The sequence below is a fragment of the Euzebyales bacterium genome, from assembly GCA_036374135.1.
Taxonomy (GTDB): Bacteria; Actinomycetota; Nitriliruptoria; order Euzebyales; family JAHELV01; genus JAHELV01.
This window is the reverse complement of the sequence record DASUUK010000112.1, coordinates 78,062-97,279: the sequence shown is the minus strand read 5'-3', so window position 1 is coordinate 97,279 and position 19,218 is coordinate 78,062. Positions and strand designations below refer to the sequence as shown.

16 protein-coding genes are annotated in these 19,218 nt (G+C 71.5%); 7 read left to right on the top strand and 9 right to left on the bottom strand.

Features of this window, described 5'->3' with window-relative positions; translation table 11 throughout:
• Window positions 1-128: 128 nt before the first annotated feature.
• Both VFZ70_17970 and VFZ70_17965 read right to left on the bottom strand, forming a co-directional pair.
• Window positions 129-1,013: a tyrosine-type recombinase/integrase gene (locus VFZ70_17970; GenBank protein ID HEX6257703.1), complete on the bottom strand. Its 885-nt coding sequence runs from the start codon at window positions 1,011-1,013 to the stop codon at window positions 129-131.
• 92 nt (window positions 1,014-1,105) lie between these two features.
• Window positions 1,106-1,435 (bottom strand): hypothetical protein, encoded by a 330-nt coding sequence (locus VFZ70_17965; protein HEX6257702.1) that lies wholly within the window; start codon window positions 1,433-1,435, stop codon window positions 1,106-1,108.
• A 73-nt stretch (window positions 1,436-1,508) separates the two neighbouring features.
• On the opposite strand from VFZ70_17965, the gene VFZ70_17960 reads away from it, so the two are divergent.
• The 5 genes from VFZ70_17960 to VFZ70_17940 all read left to right on the top strand — a co-directional run bounded on the left by VFZ70_17960 (window position 1,509) and on the right by VFZ70_17940 (window position 6,519).
• Window positions 1,509-2,594, top strand: coding sequence for a crosslink repair DNA glycosylase YcaQ family protein (locus VFZ70_17960; GenBank protein HEX6257701.1), 1,086 nt, complete (start codon window positions 1,509-1,511; stop codon window positions 2,592-2,594).
• 167 nt (window positions 2,595-2,761) lie between these two features.
• Entirely contained in the window at window positions 2,762-2,887 is a 126-nt protein-coding gene (locus tag VFZ70_17955; GenBank protein ID HEX6257700.1) for a hypothetical protein, read from the top strand.
• Window positions 2,888-2,957: 70 nt separating this feature from the next.
• Window positions 2,958-3,647, top strand: coding sequence for a response regulator transcription factor (locus tag VFZ70_17950; GenBank protein ID HEX6257699.1), 690 nt, complete (start codon window positions 2,958-2,960; stop codon window positions 3,645-3,647).
• Window positions 3,648-5,087, top strand: coding sequence for a HAMP domain-containing sensor histidine kinase (locus VFZ70_17945; protein ID HEX6257698.1), 1,440 nt, complete (start codon window positions 3,648-3,650; stop codon window positions 5,085-5,087).
• A gap of 211 nt (window positions 5,088-5,298) precedes the next feature.
• On the top strand, window positions 5,299-6,519 hold the full coding sequence (locus VFZ70_17940) for an MFS transporter (protein HEX6257697.1): 1,221 nt from the start codon (window positions 5,299-5,301) through the stop codon (window positions 6,517-6,519).
• A 102-nt stretch (window positions 6,520-6,621) separates the two neighbouring features.
• Here VFZ70_17940 and VFZ70_17935 read toward each other — a convergent pair whose 3' ends face one another.
• A complete protein-coding gene (locus VFZ70_17935; GenBank protein HEX6257696.1) occupies window positions 6,622-8,049 on the bottom strand; it encodes a DUF2252 domain-containing protein in 1,428 nt (475 codons plus the stop codon).
• Between the two features lie 272 nt (window positions 8,050-8,321).
• Between VFZ70_17935 and VFZ70_17930 the strand changes: the two genes are divergently transcribed.
• Window positions 8,322-10,883, top strand: coding sequence for a DUF4062 domain-containing protein (locus tag VFZ70_17930; GenBank protein HEX6257695.1), 2,562 nt, complete (start codon window positions 8,322-8,324; stop codon window positions 10,881-10,883).
• Between the two features lie 22 nt (window positions 10,884-10,905).
• On the opposite strand, the gene VFZ70_17925 is transcribed toward VFZ70_17930, so the two are convergent.
• The 6 genes from VFZ70_17925 to VFZ70_17900 all read right to left on the bottom strand — a co-directional run bounded on the left by VFZ70_17925 (window position 10,906) and on the right by VFZ70_17900 (window position 18,105).
• Window positions 10,906-13,890, bottom strand: a complete 2,985-nt coding sequence (locus tag VFZ70_17925; protein HEX6257694.1) for a cyclic nucleotide-binding domain-containing protein — start codon at window positions 13,888-13,890, stop codon at window positions 10,906-10,908.
• 46 nt (window positions 13,891-13,936) lie between these two features.
• Window positions 13,937-14,737, bottom strand: coding sequence for an adenylate/guanylate cyclase domain-containing protein (locus tag VFZ70_17920; protein HEX6257693.1), 801 nt, complete (start codon window positions 14,735-14,737; stop codon window positions 13,937-13,939).
• Between the two features lie 58 nt (window positions 14,738-14,795).
• The gene (locus VFZ70_17915) at window positions 14,796-15,077 is read right to left on the bottom strand and encodes a DNA polymerase ligase N-terminal domain-containing protein (protein HEX6257692.1); all 282 of its coding nucleotides are present in this window, start codon (window positions 15,075-15,077) and stop codon (window positions 14,796-14,798) included.
• A gap of 126 nt (window positions 15,078-15,203) precedes the next feature.
• Window positions 15,204-15,854, bottom strand: coding sequence for an LUD domain-containing protein (locus VFZ70_17910; protein HEX6257691.1), 651 nt, complete (start codon window positions 15,852-15,854; stop codon window positions 15,204-15,206).
• Window positions 15,851-17,356, bottom strand: a complete 1,506-nt coding sequence (locus tag VFZ70_17905; GenBank protein HEX6257690.1) for a LutB/LldF family L-lactate oxidation iron-sulfur protein — start codon at window positions 17,354-17,356, stop codon at window positions 15,851-15,853. Before VFZ70_17905 ends, VFZ70_17910 begins: the two co-directional genes overlap by 4 nt.
• Window positions 17,353-18,105, bottom strand: a complete 753-nt coding sequence (locus VFZ70_17900; protein ID HEX6257689.1) for a (Fe-S)-binding protein — start codon at window positions 18,103-18,105, stop codon at window positions 17,353-17,355. The genes VFZ70_17905 and VFZ70_17900 overlap by 4 nt, the downstream gene beginning before the upstream one ends.
• A gap of 236 nt (window positions 18,106-18,341) precedes the next feature.
• Here VFZ70_17900 and VFZ70_17895 point away from each other — a divergent pair, with 236 nt between their 5' ends.
• Window positions 18,342-19,157, top strand: a complete 816-nt coding sequence (locus VFZ70_17895) for a hypothetical protein (GenBank protein HEX6257688.1) — start codon at window positions 18,342-18,344, stop codon at window positions 19,155-19,157.
• Window positions 19,158-19,218 lie beyond the last annotated feature (61 nt).

Here is a 19,218-nt window from a genome sequence, read left to right as displayed (position 1 = left end):
CGCATCGAAGGTCGACCATCAGACGTCGTTTGCCGGCGTGGATCGCCTCAAGCTCCACACGCTGCTGGTCGAACGAGAAGATCCCACGGCGCGCCATCATGTCGCGGTACTCGTGGGTCACAGGTCGCCTAACCCGAGCCGGCGGGCTTCTCGGCCACCCTGCGTTCGGACGTTGCGCGGCTGTACCGGTCGATCATGTCGCGGCGTGACCAGCCGGCGGTGACCATGAGCCCTTGTTCGGATCCGCCTGCGTCGAGCCAGCGGCCGGCGAACGTGTGCCGCAGCATGTGCGGGTGGAACGGTGTGATGCCCGCGACCCTCGCGCGTTTCTTCAGGCTGCGCCACAGCGCGTCGTACGCGAACCCGTAGCCGCGTTCGCCCAGCCACAACGTCGGCCCGTCAGCGCGGACATGACGGCGTCTGGCGCGCATGTACCGGTCGATCGCCGCGCCGGTCGCCGGTCCGAACGGGACGTGTCGGCCTTTGCCGCCCTTGCCGCGTCGGACGACCGCGAGCCCGCGGGCGAGGTCGACGTCGTGGACGGTCATGTTGATGACCTCACCGGCGCGGGCGCCGGTCTCGCACATAAACCGGATGATCGCCTCGTCGCGTTTGCACGCCAGCGTCTTCCCGGCGCACACCTTGATCAGCGCGCGGAGCTGGTCGTCGTCGAGCTCGTCGACAACGGTCGTGTCCAGCTGGGGCGGTTTGACCTTGACGAGCCGGTCGTGGTCGATCTCGTCCTCGTCAGCGAGCCACGCGGTGAACCGGCGGACGGCGAGTTGCCGCAGCCGGGCGGTGGCGGGTGCGCGTCCGTTGTCGAGCAGGTGGTTCGTGAACGCGGCGACGGTGTCCGGGTCGAGCGCGGGTGCGATGTCCTGGTCGTGGCACCAGTCGAGGAACTGTTCGACGCCGGCGCGGTACACGGCGCGGGTCTTCTCGCTCTTGCGTTCGGCGGCCATCCGCAGCAGCCACGAGTCGAGGAGGGCGCGGAGGTCGTTAGCGTCGAGCATCGCCGATATCTTGACCTAGTACGGCATGCTATGCAAGTATGTGGCGTGCGACCGGCGAAACCGCTGGTCACACCGCTAGACCGGTCCGAGCGTTAGTCGAGGTAGTAGTCGGGAAGCTCGACGGAACGGCTGCGCCAGCGGGCGGTGACGTCGACGACCGCGGTCTCGAGGTCGCCCCGCAGGCCGGTGCCGTCGAACAGGGCGACCCAGTGATGTGCGACCGCCGCGAGCGGGTCCGCGTCGTGCACGACGTAGGTTCGCGACGACCTCGTCGCGCCGGCCCACGCGGTTGTCGCCCGCTGGAGCGCACCCTCGTCTTCCGGCACCACGGACAGCACGTTGGCGTACGCGCCGACCTCGTGGGCGCGGCGGGCGGCATCCGCGCCGACGAGCGCGACCACGGTCGTCGAGATGCGCTGCATGCACCGATGGTGCCACCGCCGCGGCGGGCCGGTGACGGTCCGGTGCATCGGCTCGCCACGTACGCTCGTCGTCGTGACCGTTCACGTCCTCGACCGCGCGCAGGCCCGGCGCCTTGCTGTGCACGCCCAGCTGCTGAGCGCAGACCGTCCGACCGATCTCGTGGCCACCGTCGAGCATCTGACGCTGCTGCAGATCGATCCGACGGCGGCGGTCGCGCCGAGCGCGGACCTCGTCGCGTGGAGCAGGCTGGGTTCGTCCTACCAACCCGAGCAGTTGCGGGCCGCGCTGGAGCAGCACCGCACCCTGTACGAGCTCGACGCGATGGTGCGGCCGATGTGCGACCTCGGATTGTACCTCGCCGACATGGCGGAATGGCCGCGGTACGAGCGGGCACGAACGTGGCTGGAGGCCAACGACCGGTTCCGCCGCGACGTGCTCGATCTGCTCGGGTCCTCGGGCCCGCTGCTGTCGCGGGACATCCCCGACAGCTGCGTGCAGCCGTGGTCCTCGACGGGTTGGACCCACGACCGCAACGTGACCCAGATGCTGGAGTTCCTCATGATGCGCGGTGAGGTCGCGATCTCCGGCCGCCGCGGTCGGCAGCGGGTGTGGGATCTCGCCGAGCGCGTGTACCCCGACGATGTCACCGCGGTGCCGTCCGATGAGGCGCGCCGACAGCGTGACGCGCGACGTCTGCGTGCACTCGGCGTCGCGCGGGAGGCGACCCGGACGGTGCCGGGCGAGCCGTACGCGGTTGGTGAGGCCGGTGAGCCGGCGACCATCGACGGCGTGTCCGGGACGTGGCGGGTCGACCCGGAGCTGCTGGACCGGTCGTTCGAGGGGCGGACCGCACTGCTGTCGCCGTTCGACCGCCTCGTCCATGACCGCACGCGGGCGCTCGAGCTGTTCGACTTCGAGTACGTGCTGGAGATGTACAAGCCGAAGGCGAAGCGCCGATGGGGCTACTTCGCGATGCCGGTGCTGCACGCCGACCGGCTGGTCGGCAAGCTCGACGCCCGCGCCGACCGCAGGCGTGGGGTCTTCGAGGTGCACGCCGTCCACAAGGACGTGCCGTTCGATGCGGCGACCACCGACGCGGTCCGTGCAGAGATCGAGCGGTTGGCCGCCTGGCTGGAGCTGGAACTCGTCGGCATCTGAGGTCCACGACCCTCATCGGGCGACCACCGACGGGTGGCCCGTCGGCGTGCTCGGATGCCGGGGTGCCGTGCCATGGCTCCCACCGAACCCACGATCCGTTGCCAGCCTCCTACCAGGTGCCGCCCTGATCGTGGCTCCGGTCGAGCAACGACAAGGCGGTGACAACCATGAGATCGACCACCAGATGGCTCGCCGGCGCCGGCGCCGGCGCCTCGGCAGTACTGCTGCTGGGCGTGGCCGTGCCGGCGCTGGCACAGGACGCCACGGCCAGCGAACAGGCGGCCCGCACCTGACTCCCCGCAGTCAGCGGCTGCTCAGCCGGTTCACAGCCAACTCCCAGGCAGACGATGCATCATCTGGACCATGACCACCACGCCCGCGTCCCGCATCCTGGTCGTTGACGACGAGGAGAACATCACGTTCCTGCTCCGGTCGGCCCTGCGCCACTTCGGCTTCGATGTCGACGTCGCGTCCGACGGCCGGAGCGCACTGCGGACCGTGCGCGCGCAGCCGCCGGACCTTGTCGTGCTCGACGTCATGTTGCCCGACGTCGACGGTTTCGAGATCTGCCGTCGGATGCGCGACGAGGGCATCGACACGCCCGTGCTGTTCCTGACCGCGCGCGATGGCAGCGACGAGGCGGTCCGCGGCCTGACGCTCGGCGCGGACGACTATGTGACCAAGCCGTTCAGCCTCGAGGAGGTCGTCGCGCGGGTCCAGGCGTTGCTGCGCCGGAGCGGCGGCCGGACCAGGGCGTCCAAGCTGACGCTAGCCGACCTCGAGATGGACGACGATGCCCATGTTGTGCGTCGTGCGCGCGAGGTGATCGATCTGTCGCCGACCGAGTACAACCTGTTGCGGTTCCTGCTCAGCAACACCGGTCGCGTGATGTCGCGCGCGCAGATCCTCGATCACGTGTGGGAGTACGACTTCGGCGGCAACGACACGGTCGTGGAGACCTACATCAGCTACCTGCGCAAGAAGATCGACAGGTTCGACCCGCCGTTGATCCACACGGTCCGCGGCGTCGGCTACACGCTGCGGGTGACGTAGGTGTCGCTGCGGCGGCGGCTGCTGCTGGCGTGCGCCGCGGTCGCGGTCGTGCTGTTCGTCGCCGACGTCGCGCTCGCGTCCACGTTCCGTTCGTTCCTGCTGGACCGGCTCGACCGGCAGTTGACCGTGGCCGCGGAACGCATCGCGGACCCGTCACCCGGGCGGCCCGGCGCCGACGGGCGACGCGGCCCGCGCCGCATCGCTCCGCCGCGGTCGGGCAACCCGGCCTTGAGCGAGTACTACATCGGGCTCGCGGCCGCCGACGGCACCATCGTCGAGGTGCTCGGCGATCCGCTGTCGGCGCAGGCACTGCCCGAGCCGGCGCCCGACGCGGTGGCGGAGGCGGCGTCACCCGGCGACGACGTCGTGCCGTTCGACGCCGAGTCCGCCGACGGGGACGGCTGGCGCCTGGTGGCGGTTGACGCCACCGGCCGGGGGGAGCCGATCGTCGTCATTGGCGGCCCGCTGCGCGAGGTCGACTCGACGTACGCACGGATGGTCGTGGTGCTGGCGGTGGCGACGGTCGCGGTGCTGGTGACGCTCGTGGTGGTGGCGTGGTGGTTGCTGCGCCACGGCGTGCGGCCGTTGGCGACGATGACGACCACGGCCGAGGCGATCGCCGACGGCGCGTTGTCCGAGCGGGTGCCCGCCATGGATCCGCGGACCGAGGCTGGGCGACTCGGCGACGCGCTCAACACGATGCTCGGCCGGATCGAGCACGCGTTCGCCGAGCGGGCCGCATCCGAAGATCGTCTGCGGCGGTTCGTCGCCGACGCATCACACGAGCTGCGGACGCCGTTGACCTCGGTGCGTGGGTATGCGGAGCTGTACCGCGCGGGCGCCCTCGCGGAGGACGACGCGATCGACGACGCCATGCGCCGCGTCGAACAGGAGGCGGCGCGCATGAGCGACCTGGTCGACGACCTGCTGCTGCTGGCCAAGCTCGACGAGGGCCGTCCCCTGCGGCACCGCACGGTGCGGCTCGACCGGTTGGCCCTGGACGCGGTCCGCGACGCCTCGGCCGCGCATCCGTCGCGGTCGATCAGCTGCACCGCTGACCCGGTCCAGGTCGTCGGTGACGAGGCCCGACTACAGCAGGCGCTGGCGAACCTGCTGACGAATGCGTGCACGCACACGCCACCGGACGCGACGATCGACGTCGCCGTACGGCGCGATGGATCCTCGGCGGTGGCCGAGGTCGTCGACGACGGCCCCGGCATGTCCGCCGAGGTCGCGGGACGCGTCTTTGAGCGGTTCTACCGTGCGGATCCGGCTCGTGCGCGCACGAGCGGCGGGTCCGGACTGGGCCTGGCGATCGTGGCCGGCATCGCGGAGGCGCACGGCGGCACGGCAGAGGTCGAGTCGTCGCCCGGGCACGGTTCCCGGTTCCGGCTGCGTCTGCCACTGCCGGTCCCCGAGACGCCCGGGCGCATCGATTGACGTCGGCGGTCACAGCCAACCCGGGGCCGACCGCAGGGGCGTGCACGGAGGTCTCCGCGCGTGGGTGCAGCTCGACCGCTACTGAGATCTGGGTGATCCGCTCGCCCCGACATGGGCAGCCGCCACGGATGGGCCGCCATCTGCGGCGCACGACACTGCGGAGCAGCCGGCCACCCGTCCGGCGTACCGTAGCCCCTGTCGGAGCGCCGCCATGTCCACGACCGCCGCCCCTGTCGCCACCCCTCTCGTCGAGCCGTCGCTCCGGCGTCCGCGTCGCGTCCCCCACGTCGCGCGGCCTGCGACGCTCGCGGCGGCGGCGACGTTCCTGGCCATCGCGTTGCCGCTCGGGATGCTGGGCGTGGTGTGGCCCGACGCGCGGCTCGAGCTCGGCCGGTCGCTCGGCTCGCTCGGGGTCGTCACGTCGACCTATGGACTGGTGCGCCTGCTCACAGCGACGAGCGGTCGCCCCATCGCGCGGCGGGTGGGCATGGGACGAGCCTTCGTCGCTGGACTGGTGGGTCTCGCCGCCTCCGGCGCGGCGCTGGCACTGGCGCCGACATGGTCGCTGTTCCTCGCCGCGACGGTTGCGCTCGCGTTCACGGGCGGCGTCGTCGACTCGCTGGTCGCCCTGTACCTCAGCACGCGGGGTGACGTCGCCGACGCCGGGCTGGTGCACGGCATGTTCGGCGTCGGCGCATCCGTCGGACCGCTGGTCGTCGCCACGCTGCCCGGATGGCGGTCGGCGCTGGGTGCGGCGGTGGTCGCTACGATCGCCGCGATGGCCGTCGCGGTTCAGGCGCGTACATCGTGGCCGGCTCCGGCGGGTGGGCAGTCGCGCGTCGTGCCCCGACAGGCGTCGCCGCCGCGCCGGCGCGTGGCGGTGTCGGTGGGCGTCTTCGTGGCCGCCGTCGCCGTCGAGGTCACCCTCGGCCAGTGGTCGTACGCCTGGCTGACCGAGGCCCGCGGCGTGACGGCCGCTGCCGCAGCACTGGCGGTTTCGGCCTTCTGGGGCGGCAGCACGGCGGTGCGACTGGTCATGTCGCGACCGCGCATCGCGGCGCTCATCGAGCGGTGGGGACTGGCGTCGTCCGGCGTCGTTGCCGCGGCCGTCCTGAGCACGCTCGCGGTGCTTCCGGCCCTGCCGGACCCGGTCGCCGTCCTGGCGTTCGGGATCATGGGTGTGGCGTTGGCGCCGGTCGTGCCGACGCTGTTCGCGAAGACCTCCGCCCGCGTCGGTGCCGCCGGTGCGGAGCGCATCGCCGGTTGGCAGCTGTTGGCGTTCAACGTCGGCGCGGTCGGTCTCACCGCGCTGACCGGGGTGCTCGTTGACGGCATCGGGGCCGGCGTCGTCGTGCCGGTCGTCACCACCGTGCTCGTCACGTTCACGCTGCCGTTGCTGCGCGCGGCGGACCGCCTGCACCGCGGGGCGTGACCGACCCGACGTCGGACCGCCACGCATCGGACCGGATGCCGACGTCCGACCCGGGCGTCGATCTCCGGCGCGCGGGTCGGGCTCCTCGACGGGCAGGGACCGTCACATGCCGCGCTCGGCCACCAGCCGCCCCGCGGCCACCGCTTTGACCAGCGCTTCGTGGTCGCGCTCGGTCTGGTCGGCGTAGGCGCAGGCGAAGGTGCACAGCGCCGCGTCGACCTTGTGGGACCTGCCGAGGTAGCCGACGATCATCGACGCGCCGCTGGTGCGCGCGTGACCCTTGGCGAGCAGGCGCCCGCAGATCGCGGCGTAGTCGGCCATCGCCTGCGGCTTGATCTCGTCGATGCGGATCCGGCCCTTCATGTTGCGGAACTGCCGCACGTAGAACTGCCGCCCGTCGACCGTCGTCCATCCGAGCAGCGGATCGCTGACCGTCTGCAACGCCTGCTGGTACTCGACGACCCGCTGCCCCTGGTGGTCGTGCCAGGCACGGTCGCCGTGGACGAACCGCGCGATGACCGACCGGCGCGCCTGCTTGAGCTGAAGGAAGATGACGTCGTCGGGGCTGGAGCCCTCCAGCAGCGCGACGTAGGCGCGCAGCCCGACGCTGCCCACGCCCACGACCTTGTGCGCCACGTCGACCAGCGTGTAGCCGCCGACCAGTCGTCGCCAGTGCGGCGCGAGGGTCAGCAGGTAGCGGTCGAGCGCCTCACCCAGGTCCTCACGCTCGAGGTCCGACAGCCGCGTGATCAGCGGTGGCTCCTCGACGATCCGGCGACGGTGACCTTGATCCTCGGTGAACCGCGGCAGCGCGCGGTCGCTGGTGCGGCTGCGCGCCCGCTTGGCAGCCTTGGTGATGCGCTTGCGCAACGCCTTGGTGTCGGCGAGCTCGGTGAGCTGGTCACGGTCGAGCCGTTGGAACGAACGGGTCAGCAACGGCTGCTCGTACAGCTGCCACATGTGCTCGCGGTACGCGGCGCTGCACGCGGTGACCGCCTCGGCGCACTGGTCCTCGTCGTCACCGTTCCCACGCCCGGCGACCCAGATGCTGGCGACCAGTCGGCGCAGATCCCACTCCCAGCTCCCGGGGTGGGCCTCGTCGAAGTCGTTCATGTCGAGCACGAGCTGCTGCTCGGGCGAGGCGTAGAAACCGAAGTTGCCGAAGTGGGCGTCCCCGCCGATGACCGGCGTGATGCCCGTCGCCGGCAGGTGCGCGAAGTCGTGGGCCATCACGATCGCTGTGCCGCGCAGGAACCCGTACGGCGACGCGGTCATGCGCCCGACCCGCACGGGGACCAGCCAGTCGATGCGGCCCTTGTGGTTCTCGTCGATCAGGTCGACGGGATCCCTACGGTCGGGCGGCGCCGACCAGTCCGCGAGCGACGAGCGTGGCGCCTCCCGGCGCAGGGCCTTTCCCAGTGCCCGCCGCTGCTCCCGTGGGATCGGGCGGCCGCGGACCGACGCGTACGGCGTGCTGTCGGCCATCTCGAGGACCACGTGGCCGCCGATCCCGTTCGCGCTGTCACTCATCGGCACCTCCGGGACCGCTCGGCAGCGGGTCGTCGCGGGCGCGGCGCCACCTCGGCGATCGGCACACCTTCAGACCGTGGGTCGGCACACCGGACACCGCGTCCCGACCGGAGTGTGGCAGACGGTGTCGCGGGCCGTCCACCGCCTGGCGGCGGTGAGGCCACCCGCCGCGACCCCGCTGCAACCCCGCTGCGGTCATCGCATCGCACCGCGCACTTGCATCCCGACGCCTGGGCGTCGACCCTAGGCGTCCGGACGGGTGAGGTGTGGCGATGATTCGAACGCCTGATCAGCGTCTGCGGGTCTTCGTCTCGTCGACGCTCGGTGAACTCGCAGCGGAACGGGCCGCGGTGCGCCGCGCGGTCGAACGGCTCCGGCTGTCGCCGGTGATGTTCGAGCTGGGTGCCCGGCCGCACCCACCGCGCGAGCTGTACCGCGCGTACCTGGCCCAGAGCGACATCTTCGTCGGCGTCTACTGGCAGCGCTATGGCTGGGTGGCGCCGGGCGAGACGCTCTCAGGTCTCGAGGACGAGTACCGGCTCGCAGGCGGATTGCCGCAGCTCGTCTACCTCAAGGAGCCTGCGTCCGACCGCGAGGAGCGGCTGATCGCGCTGCTCGACGACATCCGGGACAGCGACCGGACCTCGTACCGTCACTTCAGTGGTCCTGACGAGTTGGAGGAGCTGGTCTCCCGCGATCTCGCCGTGCTGCTCAGCGAACGGTTCGCGACCGACCGGGTCACCGAGGCGCTACCGCGCGCGCCGGTGCCCATCCCGCTGACGCCGACGATCGGGCGGGACGAGGTCGTCGCCGAGGTCACCAGGCTGCTCGATGGCGGTGCACGACTGCTCACCATCACGGGTCCCGGCGGCGTCGGGAAGACACGCGTCGCGCTCGAAGCGGCACACGGCCTGGCGGCGCGCGGTGACGGTCAGCCCGTGCACTTCGTCGGACTGGCGCAGGTCGCAGCGTCGTCGCTGGTGATGTCCACGATCGCCGACCAGTTGGGTGTCCGCGGTACGACCACGCGCGGTCCGGTCGACGCGCTCGTCGCCCACTTCGGCGACGCGCCGGTGTTGCTCGTGCTCGACAACCTCGAGCAGGTCATCGACGTGGGCGACGATCTGGCGCAGCTCCTGCAGCGCGCGCCGCGCGTCCAGATGCTGCTGACGAGCCGGCAGGCTCTACGGATCCGGGGCGAGCGGGAGATCACGATCGCGCCGCTCGACGTGCCCGACCCCGGGGACGCCGTCGACGCGGTCGGCCGATCGGCGGCGGTACGGCTGTTCGTCGACCGGGCGCGCGCCCTGAGCCGCCCCTTCGCGCTCGGCCCGGACAACGCCGAGGTGATCGCCGAGCTGTGCCGTCGGGTGGGGGGCCTCCCACTGGCGATCGAGCTGATCGCCGCGCGACTGCGCCTCCTGTCGCCGCAGTCCGTGCTCGATCGCCTCGGCACGGCCCTGGACCTGTCGACCCCCGGTGGTGACCTGCCCAACCGCCAGCGGACGATCCGCGCAACGTTGGACTGGAGCCATGACCTGCTCGATCAGCGCGAGCAGGCGTTGTTCGCGCGCATCAGTGTCTTCCAGGGCGGGGCTACGCTGGACGCCATCGAGCGCGTCTGCGCGACGGAGGACGGCCACGTGCTCGACGCGCTCGCGGGCCTGCTGGACAAGAGCCTGGTCATCCAGGGCGATCAGACGGTCGGCGACGATCCGCGGTTCCTCATGCTCGAACCCGTGCGCGCCTACGCGTGCGAACGGCTCGACGCGAGCGGCGAGGGCGCGCGCATGCGCCGCCGCCACCTCGACCACATCAGCCGGCTGGGGCGTGAAGCACAGCCGTACCTGTGCGGACCCGGCCAACGCCGGTGGGCGGCGCGGTTCGACGCAGAGCGTGCCAACATGCGCGCGGCCATCGCGACGGGCCTCGAACTGGGGCAGATCACGGTCGTCCTGCGGCTCGTCTGGGACACCCTCGTCTACTACTACATCCGTGACGCGATCGACGAACCGCGGCAGTGGATGCGGACCATTGCCGGGCATCGCGCCGACCTCGATCCCACGGGGCGGGCGCTGCTCGACGTCGCCCTGGTGGTCGTGGGCGAACCGCCCGCAGGCGAGGATCTCGCGGATGTGCTCGGTCGGGCGGCGCAGGTCTTCGACGACGACGGGCTCGACCTCGAAGCGGCGGTCAGCTGCCTCTACCTCGGCCTGCACTGCTGGCAGGCCGGTGACGTCGTGGGGGCCGTGCAGGCGCTGAAGACCTCGTCAGCGCGGTACGCCGCGATCGACCACGACTGGGGCGTGGCGATCGTCGAGGCCGTGCTGGGCGTCGTCCGGGCCGGGACAGGGCAGTGCGATGCAGGATCGGCGCACCTGGAGCGGTCGCTCGACCGCGCACGCCGCATCGACAACCGGCCGTTGATCGCGCAGGCGCTGCACGGCCTTGCGCTGGTCGACGCCCTCGACGGCCGGCTGGACGCGGCGCGCGACCGGCTCGACGAGGCCGCCGGCATCGTGCTGGTCGACCGGTCGGTGACCGCCGCGACCTACTGCCTCGAGGTCATGGCCGTGATGGCGGAAGCACGCGGTGATCTCGAGGAGGCCGCACGGCTGATCGGTGCCGCCCGCGGGGCACGACGCCGGCTGGCCATCCCCGAGTGGACCGCGGCGGCCGATCTGGTCGAGCCAACCGTCCAGGCGATCCGTGCCGCGTTGCCCACTGACAGCGGCGATGCGGCCTTCGAGAGCGATGCGCACAGCGATGTCCTCGCCGTCTTCGACGCCGGTGTCCGACGTCACGCCGAGGCCGCGGCAGGCGACGCGACCTGAGTTGCGGACGTGGCCGGGCGGATCAAGCGGTTCCGAGCCGCTCGGCCAATGTCGCCAGCATGGCGATCGCCACTTCCGGACGACCCTCGATGATCGCGCGGAACGCGTCCGCATCCAGGGCCAGACCCTCCGCGCCGTCGCTGTCGGCGATCACGTCGGCGACGCGCGGACGTCCGCGGAGCAGTGACAACTCACCCACGTGGTCGCCCGGACCGTAGGTGCGCACGAGGGTGCGGGTGCCATCGTCTTGGCGGCTGATGCGCACCCGGCCGTCGGTGAGGATGAACATCTCGTCACCGGTGTCGCCCTGGTGGTAGATGGTCTCGTCCGGCCCGTAGACACGTTCGGCGCAGTGCCCGGCGACGTGCTGCAGGTCCTCGGGAGGCAGGTCTGAGAACATCGGCACCTGCTGCAGCGCCAGGATCGTGTCGATCAGGCCGCGGGAGCGGTCGTGCTGCGTCACGACAACCTCCTCGTCACCGCGCAGCGCATCGGCGACCAGAGCAGCGCCGTCGCGCCGCGCGTGTTCGGACACCAGGGACCGTAACGCGTCGACGTGGTCGACGGCGGCACGCACCGCGAGCGCGCGCAGCCAGACGTCGGGATCGTCGAGGATGTCCCAGGTCAGCACGTTTCCGGCGGGCGACACGGGATCGGGGTCGTCCTCGAGGAGCGGGAGGACATGCCGTGTGAGCGGTCGGTCGCCCAGGCTGTCGATCGCTTCGATCGCCTGCGCCCGTACCTGCGGATCCCCGGCGCGCACGCCACGCGTGAGCAGGTGCGCCGTGGTGCCGCCCGCCAGGCTCTCCAGGGCGAGCAGCACGCCGCGCAGTGCCTGCCATGCGCGCAGCTCCAGCACGCGGTCGAGATAGTCACGGCTCGGCGCCGGCGTGGTGATGATCGATGGCAGCTCCGCCCGGTAGCCGCGGATCGCCTCCGCCCGCTCCGCACGCTGGATCGCCCACTGGACGATGGCCCCGTGAGCGGCCGGCTCGCCCCGCAACGCGCGGACCGCTGCGGCCTGCGCCGCAGCTGATCCGTCCCGCAGGATCGTGAGCAGCTCGGCGGTGCATGAGCGGTGTCCACGCAGCAGGTCGGCCACGCCCTCGCGGACACGCGGGTCGTCGTCGCCGAGCAGCGGCAGGATCGTGGCGAGCGCTCCGACGCCGCGCGCGGCCAGCGCCGTCGCCGCCGGCAACCGGACCGATGGCCGACTGTCGGCCGTCAGGTCGTCGATCGCGGGCAGCGCCGCCGCGTCCGGCCACGCGGTCGCAACGTCCAGGGCCGCGACGAGGTGCTGCTCGTCCGGGGATCCGAGCAGCTCGGCGATCACCTGCAGACCGGCGTCGCCACGCTCGGCCGCGGCGGCCGCCGCGCGCACGAGCGGGTCCGGGTCGCACAGCGCAGCCGAGATCACCCCGCCGCCGTGCGGCCCATGGCGGACCGCCCCCACCGCGGCGCGCCGCACCCGGGCGTCGTCGTCGGTGAACGCCGCGGTCGTGGCCTCAACCGCCTGCGGATCGTCGATGTCGCCGAGCAGCGCCACCGCGGTCGCCCGCACCTGTGGGTCTTCATCGGTCGCCGCGTGCAGCAGCAGCTCAACGGGTGGGTCGTCGAGGATCCCGACCAGCTGCACCGCTCTGCGCCGACGGGCGACCTGGTCGTCGGACACAGCCGCGCGCAGCGCGAGCCGGGCGTCCCGACCCGGCACGGGCGGAGCGGGACTACGTGCGGCGACGTCGAACACGTCAACGATGCCTCTGCGGAGCGCCGCGAGCAGGTCAGTGACGTAGGCGGGCCGCATGCGGACGGCCACGACGGTCGTAGCGATGGCCGTCAGCGCGCCGATGAGCGACAGCCATTGGATCGGCAGGTCGGCGATGCCCAGCGTCAACGCCACCCCCGACGCGGTGACGCCGAGCTGGGTGGGCACCGCCGTCACGAAGGCCATCACCTGCCCGCGGACTGGTGGCCGCACGACGTTGAACAACCCCTGCCACGCTGTGCCGCCGATGGCGTTCACCGCCACCCACTGCATGGCGCGCACCAGCGCTGCGGTCACCAGCGTGAACGAGACGGCCCACAACGCGAACCCGATGCCGTACAGCACCGGCACGACGAGCACGGCGCCGACGACGCCCACAACGCGCAGCAACCGGTTGGTCAGCAGCAGCGATACCAGCAGGGACGCCGCGGTGGCGAGCGCCGAGAAGTAGCCCAGGAACCCCGCAACCTGCGCGTCGCTGCCGAAGCTGTCGGTGACGACCTCGGCGAAGGGAACGACCACCAGGAAGAACAGCACCGACAGCGCGAACGCGGCGACGGATGTCAATCGGAACAGGCGCGAGCCGCGGGTCGCCCGCAGCCCGGCGCGGAGCTCGTCCAGCGCACCGGAGGACGACGTGCGCGGCGATGTGAAGAAGCGCCGGGCGACCGCACGGAGCAACAGGCCGACCGCGACGAGGAGCAACGCGTGCACGATCAACACGTTGGCCGTGCCGAGCAACGCCGCCAGCGGGCCGGTGAGCAGGTTGCCGAGGAAGCCTCCGGCGATGCCGGCGCTGGCCAGCAGCGGGAACAGCCGCTTCGCCTGACGTGTGTCGCACGCCTCGCCGGCCGCGCCCCACATCATCGTGAACGTCAACAGGACGACCACCTGCTCGGTCAGCCAGATCGCCGCGTAGACGACCGGGCGATCCGTCGCGACGGCGGCCCGCTCGACCAGCAGCGCGCACGCCAGACCCCAGGCGACCGGCGGCAGCAGCCGTGGAAGGCCCACGCGACTCATCGCGGCGGCGTAGGCGACGGTGACGACCATGACCGTGACGCCCGACAGCGCGATCATCGGTGGCAGCGACGCGACGCCGTAGCGCACGAACAGCAGGGCGTCACCGGTGTTCGAGCCGAGCCCGTGCCCCGCCTGGGTCGCGGCGAAAAGGGCCACGAGCCACTGCGTGACGGCGACATCGCCGGACCTGACGCCCAGCAGCCGGGCCGTGCGACTCACGTGACGACCGACCTGCGTGACCGGGGCGGGATGGGCTCCACGGCCGTCAGCCGACGTGGGACGCGGTCATCAGCCGTACGCCGATCGGTGCCACGCGCCCCTTCAGCTGCAGCTGTCGCGCGGGATGTCCGTCGTCGAAGCCGGCGGCGGCGTATGCGGCGTCACTGACGAGCATCTCGCCGGGCCCGGCGAGCGATCCGAGCCGGGCCGCGACGTTGACGGTGTCGCCCAGCGCGGAGATCGTCGTCATGCCTCCCGACGTCCCGACGGCGCCAACGAAGGCGCGACCGGCATGCACCCCGACCCCGACCTGCACGGCGACGTGGCGGTCCGACGCGTCGGCTCCGATCGCGAGCAGCCGCCGCCCGGCGTCGACCGCGTGCCGCACGTACGCGTCGCCACAGAACCCCGGAGCGAAGATCGCCGTCACACCGTCGCCGATCAGCTTCTCGATCAAGGCTCCGGCATCGATGAGCACGTCGGTCGCCCCACGGTAGAAGCGGTCGATCACGACCGAGAACGCTCCGGGGGTCATGTCCTCGGCGAGCGTCGTCGACCCGCGGATGTCGACGAAGAGCATGGCGACCTGGGTCTCGGCGCCGCCAGGGAACTCGTCGCCCAGCAACTCGCAGTCGTTGCAGAACCGCGGATTGAGCCGCGAGGGTCGGATGCCCCTGGCCAGGCGGAGCATCATGCCCCCGGCGCCGGAGAACGGCGCGAGGCACAGCTCGCAGCGTGGGTCCGACGGCAGGAGCCGGAACCACCGCCGGTGGTGGCGGAAGTGATCGCCGTGCTCGAGGATCCGCGCCCACTCCTCGGAGTGCACGTGATCCGGTGACTGGGCCATCCCGCCGCCTCCGCAACGTTCGTCGGCTCCGCACCCCGGCCACAGCGTAGGGCCGATGTCAACAGACCCGGAGGGTCCACCGCGGACCCGCCCGATTCAGCCGGTCCTCGGTCGGTGTCGCCAACCGCTTGTCGCGCGGATCGGTCGACGGGCCCTTGGGCACCGCCCATGACTTGAGCACGCCGTCGACCTCGAGCCGGAAGTCGAAGTGCAGGCTCGACGCATCGTGCCGCTGGGTGACAAATCGCGGATGGTCGCCAGGCTCGCCACCGCCCGGCTCGCCCGACACGTCGAGGTCCCGCTTCGCGAGGTACTCCTGCAGCGCGTCGTCGTCGGTCACAGGATCAACCTACCGGTGGGTCGACGGTCCAGGATCGAACGTCGGGGACGCCGCATCTCAATCACCCGGTGGCAGGGTAGGCAGAACCTGCTCCCAGGGAAGGCACGTCGTGGCGTCGCCCTCGCCTCAGTCAGCCACGAGCACCACCTGGAGCGTGCGGGGGCCGTGAACGCCCTCGACGCGGTTGAGCTCGATGTCGCTGGTGGCTGAAGGGCCGCTGATCCAGGTCAGCGGGCGGGTCGGGTCGAGCCGGGCAACGCCCTCGGGGACGCTTGTGACGATCTGGTCCGCAGCGACGACGCAGACATGCAGGTCGGGGACCAGGGTGATCGCGCGCCGGCCTTGATCCGGCGATCCGTCGAGCACGATGGTGCCGGTCTCGGCGACCGCGACAGCAGCGGCGGTGACGACCCCGTCGCAGCGATCGAGGACGTCGACCGACAGGCCGTCATCGATGACCACGTCGCCATCGATCGCGGACGTCCAGTCCGCGGGCAGGCCCGACGGCACCACGATCCGCGGTTCGGACTCCGCATCGGACCCTTCGAGTCCGTCGCGGACCGCCTGAGCGACCGCGTCGGCGAGGTCGTCCGTCGTCGCCCGGCGAACGTGGGCGCGGTAGTCAACCAGCCGCTCGTCGAGCAGGTCGAGCAGGGCGTCGCCCGTCGGTGCATCGGCTCGCTCCCGCGCGTAGTCACGGGCCACATCGACGTGCGCGCCGGCGTCGTCACCGAGCGCCGCACGGATCCGCGCCAGCACCTCCTCGCGGGAGCTCATGCCGTGCCCCCGGCACCGCCGCGGGTGCGGACCCACCAGTCGCGGAACGTCTCGGTCGGGGGTTTCGGCGCGTCGCGGCTCGCCGTCCAGGCCGACAGCGGCGGCGGTAACGCGCGGATGCGGTCGCGGCCCCCGGCGAGTATGCGACCCGGCCTGGCGGCGCGCTGCGCGGCGGCGTAGCGGCGCGGGTCGGCCATGACCCAGCCTGCCGCGGCCATGGCCAGTTCCTCAGCATTGGGGACGATGCGGGTGGCGCGCCGTTCCTCGACGTGCCGGGCCCGCAGGTGGACGAGCACCTCGGGGATGTTGATCTTGACCGGGCACACGTCGTAACAGGCGCCGCACAGCGATGACGCGAACGGCAGTGACGCGTTGTCCTCCACTCCGGTCAGCAGCGGCGACAGGATCGCGCCGATCGGCCCCGGATACACCGAGCCGTAGGCGTGTCCGCCGGTGCGCTCGTAGACAGGGCACACGTTCAGGCATGCCGAGCAGCGGATGCAGTGCAGTGCCTGGCGTCCGACCTCGTCGGCGAGGGCCGCGGTGCGGCCGTTGTCGAGGAGCACCAGGTGCACCTCCTGGGGGCCGTCGCCGGGGTGCACGCCGGTCCACATCGACGTGTAGGGGTTCATCCGCTCGCCGGTCGACGACCGCGGCAGCAACTGGAGGAACACCTCCAGGTCCTGCCAGGTGGGCACCAGCTTCTCGATGCCCATGACCGTGATCAGCGTCTCGGGCAGCGTCAGGCACATCCGCCCGTTGCCCTCGGACTCCACGACCGACAACGTGCCGGTCTCGGCGACCGCGAAGTTCGCGCCGGACACCCCGACCCGGGCCGACAGGAACTTGCGACGCAGGTGCGCGCGGGCGGCCATCGCCAGCCGACGCGGCTCGTCGGTCAGGTCGGCATCGACGCCCGGCATCTTGCGCAGGAAGATCTCGCGGATCTCCGCGCGGTTGCGGTGGATCGCCGGCACGAGGATGTGGCTCGGTGCGTCGTCGCCGAGCTGGACGATCAGCTCTGCGAGATCGGTCTCGATCGCGGTGATGCCCGCGTCGGCCAGCGCCTCGTTCAGCCCGATCTCCTGGGTGGCCATCGACTTGACCTTGACGACCTCGTCGCTGCCGGTCGCCCGGACGACGTCGGCGACGATCGTGTTGGCCTCGACCGCGTCGCGAGCCCAGTGAACGGTGCCGCCGGCCGCTGTGACCTGATCCTCCAGTTGGGTCAGCAGCTCCGGCAGGCGCGCCATGGTCGATGCCTTCAGCGCACGACCGGCCTCGCGCAGCTCCTCCCAGTCGTCGACCTCACCGACGACGTCGGCGCGCTTGGCGCGGATCGTGCCGGTGGCCTTGCCGATGTTGCGCCGCAGCTGGCTGTTGGCCAGAGCCAGGCGCGCTGCCGTCTGGAAGGACTCGTCACCGCGCAGGTGCCCGACACCACGGGGTGCCGGCGGCGTCATTGGGTCCTCGCCAAGGTGGAACGGACCACTCTCGTTCACGCCGGCACCTCCCACGGCTGGTTCTCGGTCCCTGCCAGGATCTGCGCCAGATGGACGGTGCGCACACCCGTGCGCAGGCGTGACAGGCCGCCGCCGATGTGCATGAGGCAGGAGCTGTCGCTGGCGCTGCAGAACTCCGCGTGGGTGGCCAGCACGTTGTGCATCTTGTCGGCCAGCATCGCGGTCGAGGTGTCGGCGTTCTTCATCGCGAACGTGCCGCCGAACCCGCAGCACTCGTCTGCAGCCGGGAGCTCGACCAGGTCGATGCCGGCGACCGCGCGCAGCAGTTGCAGGGGCCGGTCGCCGACCCGGAGCATCCGTAACGAGTGGCAGGTCGGGTGGTACGTCACGCGGTGTGGGAAGTGTGCGTCGACATCGACCACACCCAGCACGTCGACCAGCAGCTCCGACAGCTCGAAGCTGCGTGCGGCCAACGCCTCGGCGCGCTCGGCGACCGCGTCGTCACCGAAGTTGCGCGCGACCGTGGCGTGCTGGTGACGGATCGATCCCACGCACGACCCGGATGGTGCGACGATCGCATCGAAGGGCTCGAACACGTCGACGTAGCGGCGGACCAGGGGCAGCGCCTCGCGCTGGTAGCCCGTGTTGACGTGCATCTGACCGCAGCACGTCTGTTCGAGGGGGAACACGACCTCGTGGCCAAGGCGTTCGAGCAGCCGCACCGTCGCCTTGGCGACGTCGGGGAACATCGTATCGGCCAGGCACGTGGCGAACAGTGCGATCCGCATCGTCTGAGGCTCCTGGGCCGGGCCGTTTCAGTTCCGTCCTGAGCGTGCCGCATGGACGGGTCGTTGCCAACATGTCGGAGCAGCAATGGTCGGATCGCATTTTCATTCGCGGCCCGCCGGTCCGATGCCGATTGACAGGGTTCGCGCGCCGTGCCTGGCCTGCGGCGCCATGGTGGGGACCACGGAGGCGGACCCGGCTGCGGCGGAAGGCGCAGGCGGCGCTGACCGAGGCTGGCGTGCGTCTCGTGGCCTGCACGTTCGTGGATCTGGCGGGCGTGACCCGGATCAAGGGCGTCCCCGTCGAACGGTTCGCCGATGCGGTCCGCCACGGCGTCGGGATGTCCTATGTGTCGACCGTCTTCACGGTCGACGATCAGATCGCCTCCAGTCCGGGCTTCGACTCGCCAACAGGCGACATGCGGCTGCGTCCCGATCCGAACGTCGTGGTGGTGCTCGATGACGCGCTCGGGTGGGCGTGGGCGCCCGTCAACCAGGACTTGCAGGATCTGCAGCCGATGTCGGGCTGTCCCCGCGCGGCGCTGTCGGCTGCCGTCGACCGGGCCGCCGCTGACGGGCTGTCCTTCCGCACGGCGTTCGAGGTCGAGTTCAACCTGCTGGACGCCGACGGTCGGCCCGCGCACCGCGGTCCCGGATACGGCGCCCGCGCGCTGTTCGACGCAGGCGACTTCACGGTCGACCTGGTCTCCGTGCTCCGGGCGCAGGGCATCGCGGTGCAGCAGATCCATCCTGAGTACACGCCGAGTCAGTACGAGATCTCGATCGCCCCCGCGTCACCGGTGCAGGCCGCCGACCGCCACAGCCTGCTGCGCGCCACGGTCGTACGTGTGGCGCGCCGTCATGGCTATGACGTGTCGTTCGCGCCGGTGACGATCGAGGGCACGGTGGGCAACGGCAGCCACGTGCACCTCAGCGCGTGGCGGGACGAGCGCAACCTCATGCGCGGTGGCGACGGCGACCGACGCCGACCGCATCTACGTGGGCATCGCAGCGGGCAACCCCGGCGCATCTATCCCATCGCCGACCGCCCGTGACCGGGCGGGCGATGCAGGCGACGACGGTCCACGGCGACGGGACGCGACGCCGTGGACCGGT

Excerpts from the sequence above, each read along its gene's own strand:
- VFZ70_17920 (HEX6257693.1), bottom strand. The coding sequence starts at position 14,737 with ATGGCCCAGTCACCGGATCACGTGCACTCCGAGGAGTGGGCGCGGATC.
- VFZ70_17955 (HEX6257700.1), top strand. The coding sequence starts at position 2,762 with ATGAGATCGACCACCAGATGGCTCGCCGGCGCCGGCGCCGGCGCCTCG.
- VFZ70_17935 (HEX6257696.1), bottom strand. The coding sequence starts at position 8,049 with ATGAGTGACAGCGCGAACGGGATCGGCGGCCACGTGGTCCTCGAGATG.
- VFZ70_17910 (HEX6257691.1), bottom strand. The coding sequence starts at position 15,854 with ATGAGCTCCCGCGAGGAGGTGCTGGCGCGGATCCGTGCGGCGCTCGGT.
- VFZ70_17950 (HEX6257699.1), top strand. The coding sequence starts at position 2,958 with ATGACCACCACGCCCGCGTCCCGCATCCTGGTCGTTGACGACGAGGAG.
- VFZ70_17900 (HEX6257689.1), bottom strand. The coding sequence starts at position 18,105 with ATGCGGATCGCACTGTTCGCCACGTGCCTGGCCGATACGATGTTCCCC.
- VFZ70_17940 (HEX6257697.1), top strand. The coding sequence starts at position 5,299 with ATGTCCACGACCGCCGCCCCTGTCGCCACCCCTCTCGTCGAGCCGTCG.
- VFZ70_17965 (HEX6257702.1), bottom strand. The coding sequence starts at position 1,435 with ATGCAGCGCATCTCGACGACCGTGGTCGCGCTCGTCGGCGCGGATGCC.
- VFZ70_17970 (HEX6257703.1), bottom strand. The coding sequence starts at position 1,013 with ATGCTCGACGCTAACGACCTCCGCGCCCTCCTCGACTCGTGGCTGCTG.
- VFZ70_17930 (HEX6257695.1), top strand. The coding sequence starts at position 8,322 with ATGATTCGAACGCCTGATCAGCGTCTGCGGGTCTTCGTCTCGTCGACG.